Here is a 12,716-nt window from a genome sequence, read left to right as displayed (position 1 = left end):
GAGCCGCTCGGCGCGCCCCATGGCGCGCTGCGGCAACGCTCGCCCGCGAGGTGCAACATGAGCTTCCAGATCGCACTGAATTTCGAGGACGGGGTAACCCGCTTCATCGAGGCCACTGGCCATGAGACCGTGGCCGACGCCGCCTACCGCCAGGGCATCAACATCCCGCTGGACTGCCGCGACGGCGCCTGCGGTACCTGCAAGTGCAAGGCCGAGTCCGGGCGTTACGACCTGGGCGACAACTTCATCGAAGATGCCCTCAGCGAGGACGAAATCGCCGAAGGTTACGTGCTGACCTGCCAGATGCGTGCTGAATCCGATTGCGTGGTACGCATCCCAGCCTCTTCGCAACTGTGCAAGACCGAGCAGGCCAGTTTCGAGGCTGCCATCAGCGACGTGCGCCAGTTGTCGGCGAGCACCATTGCCTTGTCGATCAAAGGCGAGGCGTTGAGCCGGCTGGCGTTCTTGCCGGGGCAATACGTCAACCTCAAGGTACCCGGCAGCGAGCAAAGCCGCGCCTATTCATTCAGCTCGCTGCAAAAAGACGGTGAAGTCAGCTTCCTGATCCGCAATGTACCGGGCGGGTTGATGAGCAGCTTCCTGACCAGCCTGGCCAAGGCCGGTGACAGCATGAGCCTTGCAGGGCCCCTGGGCAGCTTCTACCTACGCCCGATCCAGCGCCCTCTGCTGTTGCTGGCCGGCGGCACCGGGCTGGCGCCGTTCACCGCGATGCTGGAGAAAATCGCCGAGCAGGGCAGCGAACACCCGTTGCACCTGATCTACGGGGTGACCAACGACTTCGACCTGGTCGAACTGGACCGCCTGCAGGCCTTGGCGGCACGCATTGCCAACTTCACCTTCAGCGCCTGCGTGGCCAACCCGGACAGCCAGTACCCGCAAAAAGGCTACGTCACCCAGCACATCGAGCCGCGCCACCTCAATGACGGTGACGTGGACGTGTACCTGTGCGGGCCGCCACCGATGGTTGAGGCGGTGAGCCAGTACGTGCGTGAGCAGGGCATCACACCGGCCAACTTCTACTTCGAGAAGTTCGCCGCCGCGGCCTGAGCTTCCTTGGGGCCGCCCTTGTGGGAGCGGGCTTGCCCCGCGAACACGGGCGAAGCCCGTGCCATCCACCGTGGGGTCTGCTTCGCGGGGCAAGCCCGCTCCCACAGCGTCCGCGTCAGCATGGAGAAATACTGATGAACACAAGATTTCAAGGCAAAGTCGCCCTGGTCACCGGCGCTGCCCAAGGTATTGGCCGGGGCGTGTGCTGGCGGCTCAAGGCCGAAGGCGCACAGGTGGTGGCGGTGGACCGCTCCGAGCTGGTCCACGAACTGGCCGGGGAGGGCATGCTGACCCTCACCGCCGACCTGGAGCAGCACAGCGATTGTGCCCGGGTCATGGCCACTGCGGTCGAGGCCTTCGGCCGCCTCGACATCCTCGTCAACAATGTTGGCGGGACCATTTGGGCCAAGCCCTTCGAACATTACGAAGTGGAACAGATCGAGGCCGAAGTGCGCCGCTCATTGTTCCCGACCCTGTGGTGTTGCCACGCCGCATTACCCTACATGCTCGAACGTGGGGCAGGCGCCATCGTCAACGTTTCGTCCATCGCCACCCGTGGTGTCAACCGCGTGCCCTACGGCGCGGCCAAAGGCGGCGTGAACGCGCTCACGGCCTGCCTGGCCTTCGAAACCGCTGGCCGTGGTATTCGTGTCAATGCCACCGCCCCTGGTGGCACCGAGGCGCCGCCACGGCGCGTGCCGCGCAACAGCGCCGAGCAGAGCGAGCAGGAAAAGGCCTGGTACCAGCAAATCGTCGACCAGACCCTCGACAGCAGCCTGATGCACCGCTACGGCAGCATCGACGAGCAGGTCGGCGCGATTCTCTTCCTGGCCTCCGACGAAGCCTCCTACATCACCGGCGTGACCCTGCCGGTAGGGGGCGGTGACCTCGGCTGAGCCACACCCCAGGCAACGGTTTTCTTCCACAACAAAAACAATAGAGACAGATGCCATGCGAACCCTTGGCGTGCACCCGATCATCGATAACGCGCGCTTCACACCCTTCCATTGGATGGTCATGGCCTGGTGTGGCCTGCTGCTGGTCTTCGACGGTTACGACCTGTTCATCTACGGCGTGGTGCTGCCGGTGATCATGAAAGAGTGGGCGCTGACGCCGCTGCAGGCCGGAGCCCTGGGCAGCTACGCGCTGTTCGGCATGATGTTCGGCGCCCTGGTATTCGGCAGCCTGGCCGACCGCATCGGGCGCAAGAAGGGGATCGCCATCTGCTTCGCGTTGTTCTCCACGGCGACCATCCTCAACGGCTTTGCCACCACCCCCAGCGAATTCGGCATCTACCGTTTCATCGCCGGCCTCGGTTGCGGCGGATTGATGCCCAATGCCGTGGCGTTGATGAACGAATACGCCCCCAAACGCCTGCGCAGTACGTTGGTGGCGATCATGTTCAGTGGTTATTCACTGGGTGGCATGCTGTCGGCGGGCGTCGGTATCTTCATGCTGCCGCGTTTTGGCTGGGAATCGATGTTCTTCGCGGCCGCAGTACCCTTGCTGTTGCTGCCGGTGATTCTCTACTACCTGCCGGAGTCCATTGGTTTTCTGGTACGCAAAGGGCGTACCGAAGAAGCCCGCAAGCTGCTCAAGCAGCTCGACCCCCATTGCGACATCCAGCCTGACGACGTGCTCCAGGCAACCGACCGCAAGGGTGGCGGCAGCGCTGTCGTGGAACTGTTCCGCAACGGCCTGGCCGTGCGCACCCTGGCCCTGTGGCTGGCATTTTTCTGCTGCCTGCTGATGGTTTACGCACTCAGCTCGTGGCTGCCGAAACTGATGGCCAACGCAGGTTACAGCCTGGGTTCGAGCCTGTCGTTTCTGTTGGCGTTGAACTTTGGCGGCATGGCCGGGGCGATCCTGGGGGGCTGGTTGGGCGACCGCTACAACCTGGTCAAGGTCAAGGTCGGCTTCTTCATCGCCGCCGCGCTGTCGATCAGCCTGCTCGGCGTGAACAGCCCGATGCCGGTGCTGTACCTGCTGATTTTCATTGCTGGCGCCACCACCATCGGCACGCAGATCCTGCTGTATGCCGGCGCTGCGCAGATGTATGGCCTGGCAGTGCGCTCCACCGGCCTCGGCTGGGCCTCGGGGATCGGCCGAAACGGCGCCATCGTCGGCCCGCTGCTGGGCGGCGCGCTGATGGGCATCAACCTGCCGCTGCAACTCAATTTCATTGCCTTCGCCATCCCTGGTGCGGTTGCCGCGCTGGCCATGGCCGTGCACCTGGTCAGCGGCCGGCGCCATGGCCTGGCCACGGCGGCGCAAGCCTAATGAAAACCCTGCTCAAGGACAGCTCGCTGTCCGCCATCGTCGCCGGTTGCCTGGCAACGATGATCTCCTACGCCGGCCCACTGGTGATCATCTTCCACGCCGCCGAGGCTGCGAGCCTGTCCCATGGCCAGCTGTCGTCCTGGGTCTGGGCGGTCTCCATGGGCAGTGGTGTGCTCGGCGCATTGCTCAGCCTGCGCTATCGGGTGCCGGTGGTGATCGCCTGGTCGATCCCGGGGTCGGCGCTGTTGGTCACTGCCTTGCCGCAACTTGGGCTGGAGCAGGCCGTGGGGGCCTACCTGGTGGCAAACCTGACCCTGCTGCTGATCGGCATCAGCGGGGCCTTCGACCGCATCATCACGCGCCTGCCGGGCTCCATCGCTGCTGGCATGCAAGCCGGCATCCTGTTCAGTTTCGGCATCGAGGTGTTCCGCGCCTTGCCCGTGCAGCCGCTGTTGGTGGTGGCGATGTTCGTCACTTATGTGCTGATGCGCAGGGTTCAGCCGCGCTATGCGGTGGCCGCCGTACTGTGCGTGGGCGCCGTCGTGACCGTGGCCAGCGGCGGGTTTCGCAGCGAGGCCTTGGTGCTGCAACTGGCCTCGCCGCAATGGATTGCCCCGCAGTTCAGCCTGGCGGCGGTGTTCAGCCTGGCGCTGCCGATGGTGCTGGTGGCCCTGACCGGGCAGTTCATGCCAGGGATGGCCGTGCTGCGCAATGCCGGCTACGCCACACCCGCCAGCCCTTTGATCAGTGCCAGTGCCATCGGCGGTGCCTTGCTGGCGCCTTTCGGTTGCCACGGCCTGAACCTGGCGGCCGTTACCGCCAGCCTGTGCACGGGCCATGAGGCGCACGAAAACCCACGTAGGCGCTATGTCGCGGCCGTTGCCGGCAGTGTGTTGTACCTGCTGCTGGGGATTGCCGGGGCCACGCTGATGTCGCTGTTCGCGGCCTTTCCGGCGGCACTGATCGCAGCCCTCGCCGGGCTTGCCCTGTACGGGGCGATCAGCGAAGCCCTGGCCCGCAGCCTGGCCGAGCCTACGGAGCGCGATGCCGGGCTGTTCACCTTCCTGGTCACCGCTTCGGGGGTGTCCTTCCTTGGCCTGTCGGCAGCGTTCTGGGGGCTGCTGTTCGGCCTGCTGGCGCATGCGCTGCTTGTCCTGCGTCGGCCGCAGGCGCGGGAGGCCTTGCCCCGCACCCCGTGAATCCCGTGTTCCCAGCGCTTTATTCCATAAAAACAAGATCAAGAGAGCTTCGGAATGAACCACACCCCTTGCGTCGCTATCGGCCTGACGTTGCTCAGCCAACCGCTGCTGGCCGCTGAAGGCGGCTTCTTCGAGGATTCGAAAGCCAGCCTCAGTGCCCGTAATTACTATTTCAGCCGTGACTTCTCGGACATTGTCGGTGCCAACCAACAATCCAAGGCCGAGGAGTGGGCCCAGGGCTTCATTCTTGACTTCAAGTCGGGTTACACGCCTGGGACGGTCGGGTTTGGGGTGGATGCTCTGGGCCTGTTGGGCATCAAGCTTGACAGCAGCCCGGACCGGGTCAATACCGGGCTGTTGCCGGTGCATGGCGATGGCCGTGCTGCGGACGAGTACAGCCGCCTGGCGCCAACGTTCAAGGCCAGGCTGTCGAAGACCGAGCTGCGCGTGGGCGAACTGCAGCCCAACCTGCCGGTGCTGACATTCAGTGATATCCGCCTGCTGCCACCGACCTACCAGGGTGTCAGCCTGCTTTCGACCGAGCTGCAGGGGCTGACTCTGCAGGCCGGCCACCTGAGCGCTACCCACCTGCGCAATGAGGGCGGCGACGGCAAGATGAATGCCATGCTCGGCCACGTGCCCATGCGTCAGGCTAAAAGTGATGCGTTCAACTATGTCGGGGGTGACTACGCGTTCAATGCGAACCAGAGCAGTGTCAGCCTCTGGTATGGGCAGCTGGAAGATATCTATGAGCAGGGTTTCGTGGGCCTAAAACACAGCAAGCCTCTGGGGGACTGGGTGCTGAGCGCCAACCTGGGGTACTTCACCGCCCGCGAAGACGGCGACGCCCTGCTGGGCAGTATCGATAACCAGGCCTTCTTTTCGCTGTTCACCGCCCGTCATGGCGGTCACAGCTTCCACGCGGGGTATCAGGGCATTTACGGTGACAGCCCGTTTCCACGGGTATTCGCCAACGTTTCACCCTTGGGCAACGAGGTGCCGACCTACGAGTTTGCCTACACCGACGAGCGTTCCTATCAGTTGCGCTATGACTACAACTTTGCGGCCATGGGCGTGCCAGGGTTGACGGCAACGGTGCGCTACATCACCGGCAACAATGTCGATACCGGGTTGGGCTACGAGGGCCGTGATCGAGAGCGTGACCTGGATATCGGCTATGCCGTGCAGAGCGGGGCGTTGAAAGGCCTGGGGATTCGAGTGAGGAATGCCATGGCGCGGTCCAACTACCGCAGTGATATCGATGAGAACCGCTTGACCCTGGTATACACCTGGCAGCTGCTGTGAGTACTCAGCGGATGGCGCAACGCCCGCTTGCTGGCATCTTTTGTCACTGAGCCGCATTTGCACCACAAGGGCAGAGAGGGTTAGTTTTCCTGAGTCATCCACTCAGGAAACCCCGCCTTGGACTCATTGACCCAAGCCGTACTCGGCGCCGCCCTGCAGGGCACTGTGCTCGGACGCATCCAGGGCCGCCGTGCTCTGTTGTACGGCGCCGCGCTGGCCACGCTGCCTGACCTGGACGTGGTCATCCGCTACGCCGACCCGGTGTCGCAGATGACTTACCACCGGGGGTTCTCCCATTCCATCTTCGTCCTCACCGGTCTGGCCCTGTTACTGGCCTGGTGGGTCAACAGGTGCTGGCCAGGCAAGGGCTACACCTTGCCGCGATTGTTCCTGGCGTTCTGGTTGGTGCTGGTCACCCACCCGGTTCTGGATGCCTTTACCGTGTATGGCACACAATTGTTCTGGCCGCTGGCGCTGACCCCGCAAAGCTGGGCTGCGGTGTTCATCATCGACCCGGTCTATACCGTGCCGCTGCTGGCGGCGGTGATCTACACCCTGGCCAAGGGTGTGACGGGCCAGGCCGTAAGGCTGATGGCCCTGGCGCTGGTTTTCAGTACGGCCTACCTGGGCTTTGGCCTGGTCGGGCGCATGCAGGCGGAGCAGCGTTTTCAGGCTGCCCTGGACCAACAAGGCATCACGGTCAGCGACGTACGTGCGGTGCCGATTGCCTTCAATAGCCTGATCTGGCGTGTGCTGGCCAAAACCCCGGACGGGGCTTATTACGAAGGCGTCAGCAGTGGGTTCGATCAGCAACCGCCAGAAATGCTGCGCCTGCCGCGCCACCTCGAACTGGCCAGCGCGCTTGCCGAAGCCCCACTGCACCAACGCTTGCGCTGGTTTACCGATGACTGGCTGCGTTACGACGAGGTTGATGGCGTGCTGGTGGTGAGCGATTTGCGCATGGGCATACCAGGCAACTACACCTTCCGCTTCAACATGGCCCATCGCGACAGCCAGGGGCACTGGATTGCCGATACCCCCTCGGCGTGGCGCGGGGCAGGGGTTGCGTCGGTGTTCGACAGCCATGACATGGCCTTGATCTGGCGGCGCATCGTCAACCAGCAGCCGCCCTTGCCGCTGGCTGCCTGGAACTCCCGCTACCTGGCGCCGACGGCGGCACAGCGCGGGCACTAGGGTATGCGCTCGGCAGGGCTGGACCTGGTCAAGTGGGTGGCGATCGTCACCATGGTCGCCGACCACCTGCGCTTTCTTTGGCCGCGTGCCGAAGGTTTGTTCATCCTTGGCAGGCTGGCCTTCCCGCTGTTTTGCCTGGCTATCGCCGTCAATGTCGGGCGTCGCCACGGGGGGGCGCTGTCAACCGGGGGTAACCTGCGCTATCTGGGGGCGATGCTGGCGTTTTCTGTTATGTCCGAATGGCCCTACCGTTGGCTGGACAGCGGTTCGCAGACGTTCAATGTGATGCCGACGCTGGCCCTTGGGTTGCTGGTAGCCTGGGGCGTGCAGCAGCATCAAGTGGCAGTACGCGTACTTGGCCTGGTAGCCCTGGTGGCTGCGGCCCTGTTCAGTGACCGACTGATGTACGGCCTGGCCGGCGTGCTGTTGCCGGTCGCCTGCCTCATGGCTCGCCGCCTGGGCGCGCTGGCGTGGCTGCTGCCGTGCCTGCTGCCGTGCCTGCTGGCGATGGCGGGCAACCTGACCAACAACTGGTTGCGCCAACATCCGCTGGCGCCGTTCACCTTGCTGACCTTGGCCGCTGCCGCCATGGCGGTGCCGTTCGGCTGTTTGCTGTTACGCCGAGATGATTGGCGTGTGCCAGCGGTGGGGCGCTGGGGATACCTGTTCTACCCGGTGCATTTGCTGGTGATCAAAGCGCTTATCTGACGTGGCAGAGGGGGCTTTTTGCCGGCGAATTCGGGTACAAGATTCATCTATTTTCGGGTCTGATAGAATTGTTAGTAGCTTCTCGCCAACAAAGCGCTCAATATGTCGTCTGCAGGGGCTTGTTGTTTGACATGGCCCTCGTTGTAAATTTCACGTAAAACGCATCAAAACAGCCATCGAGGGCTCAGAGCATGTCCAACAGACAAACCGGTACAGTTAAATGGTTCAACGATGAAAAAGGCTTCGGCTTCATTACCCCAGCGGGTGGTGGTGACGATCTCTTCGTTCATTTCAAAGCCATTGAATCGGACGGCTTCAAGTCGCTGAAAGAAGGCCAGACTGTCAGCTTTGTTGCCGAAAAAGGGCAAAAAGGCATGCAGGCCGCCCAAGTGCGTCCTGAGTAAGACACGCACGCCGCCAGCTCGGCGTTCGAACAGGTGCTTGCAACCTTGCGGGTTGACCTAGGTGCTTGATCGAACGGCGTAAAACCTGGCAATTGTGTGACGTGTAAAAAAAGCTCCGCATCGGAAGATGCGGAGCTTTTTTCATTCTGGCCTTGAACTGGTTCAACTGCTCAATGGGTGGCCAAGGGCCTTTATGGCCCTTGACGTTATGCCTTCAGCTACGCGCCAGTCGCCCGCTGACAAAGTGCGCCACATCATTGAAACCTGGGGTAGAGGCGTGCCCTGGCGTCACCAACGAATCGATGAACGCCTCATCCTCTGCCGTGATCTTCACCTCAAGCGCACTGGCATAGGCGTCCCATTGGGCTTCGGTGCGGGGGCCGACAATCGCCGAACTGACGTGTTGGTTGTTGAGCACCCAGGCAATCGCAAACGCTACGATACCCACGCCCTTGGCCTCGACATAGGCCTGGATCTGGCGGGCGATGGCCAATGATTCCTGGCGCCACTCAACCTCCATGATGCGCTTGTCCTGGCGCCCGGCACGGCTGCCGGCATCCGGCACCGCGCCGGGTGCGTACTTGCCGCTGAGCACACCGCGGGCCAACGGGCTGAACGGCACCACGCCAAGGCCGTGGTGGGCCGCAGCGGTCAGTTGCTCGGGTTCTGCCTGGCGGTTGACGATGTTGTACAACGGCTGGCTCACCACCGGTTTGGCCACGCCCAGGCGCTCGGCCAGGCTGCAGAGCTCGGCAATACGCCAGCCGCGGAAGTTGGACACCCCCCAGTAACGGATCTTGCCCTGGCGCAGCAGGTCGCCGATGGCCCGCACGGTTTCTTCCAGCGGTACCTTGTGGTCCTCGCGGTGCAGGTAGTAAACGTCCAGGTAGTCCAAGTCCATGCGCGTGAGCGTCGCGTCGATGGCATTGAAGATGTGCTTGCGCGAGAGGCCGCTGCGGTTGGGCAGGCCGTCAGCCGGGCCAAAGCCGACCTTGGACGCCACGATCCAGTCCTGGCGATGGCGTGCCACGGCTTCGCCAACGATTTCCTCTGAACGCCCGGTGTTGTAGACATCGGCGGTGTCGATGAAGTTGATACCCTGGTCCCAGGCTTTTTCGATGATCCGCAGTGAGTCCTCGGTGCTGGTCTGCTCGCCGAACATCATGCTGCCCAGGGTAAGGGCGGAAACCTGCAGGCCACTCTGGCCGAGGGGACGGTAGATCATGCGGTGAGTCCTTTGCAGTGGGCTTGTCTGCCTGTTTTACACACAACCGGACGCCATTGAAAGCCCGCCGCAGCGGCTGCCACACCTGTGCCAGGTCAGCATCGGTTTTGCCATGGCTGCTGCATGCGCCGCCTGCCGGGAATGCCAGGCCGTTTGGCTGTGAGCCGTTCTGCCATGGCTGTTTAGAGGGTGCTGGATGACACTGGAAAAGCCGATCGGGCCGCGTTCGGAGGTGGGGGAAACCACAGCTGTTTTTTGTGTCGGTGAAGTCAACCAATCAGCTTGAGCGCCTCTTCTAGGCTCAGCGGCCGCTTCATCCGTTGCGACAGCTGCGCCATGGCATCCGAATAGCCCTTGGCGATGACGGCCTCGACGTGCTCATTCACACATTGCAGCGCCACGAAGTCGCCGTGTTCCGGTTCACCGACGTATTCGATGCGGTTCCAGTCCCGTGCATGCCCCAGCACCTCGTAGGTACGCCCGTGCTGGTAAGTCCAGAAGAACGGCACATCTTCATAGCGGCGCTGCTCGCCGAGCATGTTGGCTGCGGCGATCACACCGTGTTGCTGGGCCAGGCGCCAGTGTTCGATGCGCACGGGCCGGCCTGCCAGGGGGAAGGTGGCGATGTCACCGGCGGCCCAGAGCCCTTGTGCCGCCCGCAGCTCGGCATTGACGGGCAGCGATTTGTCCTCGGCCAGCGGCACCCCTTGGACGTAGGCCGTGGCCGGTTTGACCCCGGTCCCCAGCAGCACCAGTTGCGTCTGCAGCCGTTCACCGTTGGCCAGCAGTACGGCGTCGACCTTGCCCTGGCCTTCGAAAAGCTCGACTTCGGTGGGCCCGTGGAACACCACGCCTTTGCGTTCGTGCAGTTCGCGGATGCTGCGCCCGATGCGTTCACCCAGTTGCTTGGCCAGTGGCACTTCATGGCGGGTAACCAGGTGCACCTGCAAGCCGTATTTGTGCAGAGCGGCGGCGGCCTCCAGGCCGATGAAACCGTCGCCGACGATCACGACCGGCTGCCCGGGCTCTGCGGCGTCGAGCAATTGCGCGGCGTCTTCACGTGAGCGCAGGGTGAATACACCCGGCAGGTCTGCCCCAGGAAGGGGGGGGCGTAGCGCTTTGCCGCCCGTGGCCAGCAAGCAGGCGTCGTAGTCGATCTGTTGGCCGTCGGCAAGGATGATCTGGCGTTTCTGGCTGTTCAGCGTGCGGACCTTGCCGTGCTGACGGATCAGATGGCCTTTGCGCAGATCATCCGCTTCGAGCAGGGCAGGGACTTCATCGGCTGACATCTGCCCAGCGATGACGAATTTGCTGAGCGCGGTTCGGTCGTAGGCCGGCTGCTGTTCCTGGTCGAGCCAGATCAGACGGCCGGCGAAGCCGTGCGCCAGCAGGGTGGCAACGGCTGCGCTGCCGGCCGCGCCGGCACCCACCACCACGAAACAACGGGCATCGCTGTGCCGAGGTGGTTCGGTTTTGGCCAGGGGTTGGTCGTCCACCCAGACCTCGTCACCTTTGACCCAAGCACGGTAGCGGCGCAGGTCGGCCAGCGCCGGCGGTTCGCACACCGCCCCTTCGTCCACGGCAAACGCCGCCTTGTGCCAAGGGCAGACCAACAGCCCCGAGCAAATTACCCCCTCTTCGAGCGGGGCACCCGCGTGGGGGCAGTTGGCCTGGTAGGCATGCACCAGGTCGCCCTGGCGGATCAGGATGAGCTCTTCGTTACCGGCTTGGACGCGCAGGGGGCGGTTTGGGTCGAGCTGATCGAGGCGGGCCACGGCGTGCTGGGTCATGGGGCTTCTCCAAAGGGGCCTTTGCAACCATTTGACGCCTGTGGTGACGAGGTGATGGCTTGAGCCGACGGCCGGGGCAGTCCATTGCCCCGCAGGAGGATTGCTCCTGGACGTCTTAGTTAACTTTGGCCGTGGCCAGCGCTCCAGCGCGCGTTACCCGCAAAGCCACCAGGCTGCCGACCACGATCAATGCCGCCAGCGAATACAGCGCAGCATCGGTCGACCCGGTCTGGTCCTTGATGAAGCCGACCAGGTATGGGCTGAGGAAGCCGGCCATCTGGCCCACCGAGTTGATCAGCGCAAGGCCAGCCACGGCCGCACCGGCGCTGAGCAGGGCGGTGGGCATTGGCCAGAACATAGGCAGGCCGGTAAGGGCGCCCATGGTCGCGATCGACAGGCCAAGGATGGCGATGGCCGGGTTACCGGCAAAGTTGACCGCGATCAGCAGGCCTACGGCACCCATCAGCATCGGCACTACAAGGTGCCAGCGACGCTCGTTGCGCAGGTCCGCCGAGCGCCCGCAGACGATCATGAACACACCGGCCAGCAGGTAAGGAATGGCGCTCAGCCAGCCAATCAGCAAGGGGTTGTCAAAGCCCATGCTCTTGATGATCGACGGCAGCCAGAAGTTGATCGCGTACACACCGCTCTGGATACAGAAGTAGACGAAGCCGAACGTCCAGATCAGCGGGTTGGTCAGCACTGCGAGCACACTGTCACCGGTGGTCGCGGGTTTGCTGGCGGCATCGGCCTTGAGGTCGGCTTCGATCAGCTGGCGCTCGGCCGGGCTCAGCCAGGTGGCTTTCTGATAGCCGTCACTGAGCAGGCGGATGGCCAGGAAACCAAGGGCGACGGTGGGCAGCCCCTGAATCAGGAACATCCATTGCCAGCCGGCAAGGCCATGCTGGCCTGCAGCGAAGTGTTGCAGGATCCAGCCGGAGAACGGCCCACCCAACAGCCCCGACACCGGGATTGCCGACATGAACAGGGCCATGATGCGGCCACGGCGGTCGGCCGGGAACCAGCGCGAGAGGTACAGCACCACGCCTGGGAAGAAGCCGGCTTCGGCGGCGCCGGTCAGCAGGCGCAACGCGTAGAACTCGGTAGGCGTGGTGACGAACAGCAGGCAGGTCGAGAGGCTGCCCCAGGCGATCATCATCAGCGCGATCCAGCGCCTTGGGCCGAAGCGGTTGAGGGCCAGGTTGCTCGGCAGGCCGCAGAGTACGTAGCCGATGAAGAAGATACCGGCGCCAAGGCCGTATACCGTTTCGCTGAACTTCAGGGCGTCGAGCATCTGCAGCTTGGCAAAGCCGACGTTGACGCGGTCCAGGTAGTTGAACAGGTAGCAGATGAAAATGAACGGAATCAGCCGCAAGGTGATGCGCCGGTACAGCGCGTTGCGGGTGGTGTCCGTGCCTTGGTCAGGGGCGGGGCTGTGTGCCATGATCGGGTTCTCTGTTGTTATGGTTGTCACCGCGTCGCCTGTTCCGGCGCGCCCTGACGAGTCTCGGGGACTGCGGCGTGCCTGTCTTTGTGCTTTTGC

11 protein-coding genes are annotated in these 12,716 nt (G+C 63.4%); 8 read left to right on the top strand and 3 right to left on the bottom strand.

Annotated features, from left to right (window positions below; all coding sequences use genetic code 11):
• Window positions 1–57: 57 nt before the first annotated feature.
• From benC to OGV19_RS11100, 8 genes are all read left to right on the top strand, one after another.
• A complete protein-coding gene (gene benC / locus OGV19_RS11135; protein WP_264313405.1) occupies window positions 58–1,068 on the top strand; it encodes a benzoate 1,2-dioxygenase electron transfer component BenC in 1,011 nt (336 codons plus the stop codon).
• A 134-nt stretch (window positions 1,069–1,202) separates the two neighbouring features.
• On the top strand, window positions 1,203–1,964 hold the full coding sequence (locus OGV19_RS11130) for a 1,6-dihydroxycyclohexa-2,4-diene-1-carboxylate dehydrogenase (protein ID WP_264313404.1): 762 nt from the start codon (window positions 1,203–1,205) through the stop codon (window positions 1,962–1,964).
• A gap of 55 nt (window positions 1,965–2,019) precedes the next feature.
• Window positions 2,020–3,348, top strand: a complete 1,329-nt coding sequence (locus tag OGV19_RS11125) for an MFS transporter (RefSeq protein ID WP_264313403.1) — start codon at window positions 2,020–2,022, stop codon at window positions 3,346–3,348.
• On the top strand, window positions 3,348–4,547 hold the full coding sequence (locus tag OGV19_RS11120; RefSeq protein WP_264313402.1) for a benzoate/H(+) symporter BenE family transporter: 1,200 nt from the start codon (window positions 3,348–3,350) through the stop codon (window positions 4,545–4,547). The genes OGV19_RS11125 and OGV19_RS11120 overlap by 1 nt, the downstream gene beginning before the upstream one ends.
• 54 nt (window positions 4,548–4,601) lie before the next feature.
• Complete coding sequence (locus tag OGV19_RS11115) at window positions 4,602–5,852, top strand: OprD family porin (RefSeq protein ID WP_264313401.1); 1,251 nt, start codon at window positions 4,602–4,604, stop codon at window positions 5,850–5,852.
• Between the two features lie 117 nt (window positions 5,853–5,969).
• Window positions 5,970–7,046, top strand: coding sequence for a metal-dependent hydrolase (locus OGV19_RS11110; RefSeq protein WP_264313400.1), 1,077 nt, complete (start codon window positions 5,970–5,972; stop codon window positions 7,044–7,046).
• A 3-nt stretch (window positions 7,047–7,049) separates the two neighbouring features.
• Window positions 7,050–7,754: a TraX family protein gene (locus tag OGV19_RS11105; RefSeq protein WP_264313399.1), complete on the top strand. Its 705-nt coding sequence runs from the start codon at window positions 7,050–7,052 to the stop codon at window positions 7,752–7,754.
• A 191-nt stretch (window positions 7,755–7,945) separates the two neighbouring features.
• Complete coding sequence (locus OGV19_RS11100) at window positions 7,946–8,158, top strand: cold-shock protein (protein ID WP_027595420.1); 213 nt, start codon at window positions 7,946–7,948, stop codon at window positions 8,156–8,158.
• Window positions 8,159–8,372: 214 nt separating this feature from the next.
• On the opposite strand, the gene OGV19_RS11095 is transcribed toward OGV19_RS11100, so the two are convergent.
• From OGV19_RS11095 to OGV19_RS11085, 3 genes are all read right to left on the bottom strand, one after another.
• Window positions 8,373–9,383 carry an aldo/keto reductase gene (locus OGV19_RS11095; protein WP_264313398.1) on the bottom strand — a complete coding sequence of 337 codons (1,011 nt, stop codon included), beginning with the start codon at window positions 9,381–9,383 and terminating at the stop codon, window positions 8,373–8,375.
• Window positions 9,384–9,652: 269 nt separating this feature from the next.
• Window positions 9,653–11,173 (bottom strand): FAD-dependent oxidoreductase, encoded by a 1,521-nt coding sequence (locus OGV19_RS11090; protein WP_264313397.1) that lies wholly within the window; start codon window positions 11,171–11,173, stop codon window positions 9,653–9,655.
• Window positions 11,174–11,288: 115 nt separating this feature from the next.
• A complete protein-coding gene (locus tag OGV19_RS11085; protein ID WP_264313396.1) occupies window positions 11,289–12,617 on the bottom strand; it encodes an MFS transporter in 1,329 nt (442 codons plus the stop codon).
• Window positions 12,618–12,716 lie beyond the last annotated feature (99 nt).

Source organism: Pseudomonas putida (genome assembly GCF_025905425.1).
Lineage (GTDB): Bacteria > Pseudomonadota > Gammaproteobacteria > Pseudomonadales > Pseudomonadaceae > Aquipseudomonas > Aquipseudomonas putida_AF.
This window is presented reverse-complemented; position numbering and strand designations above follow the sequence as displayed.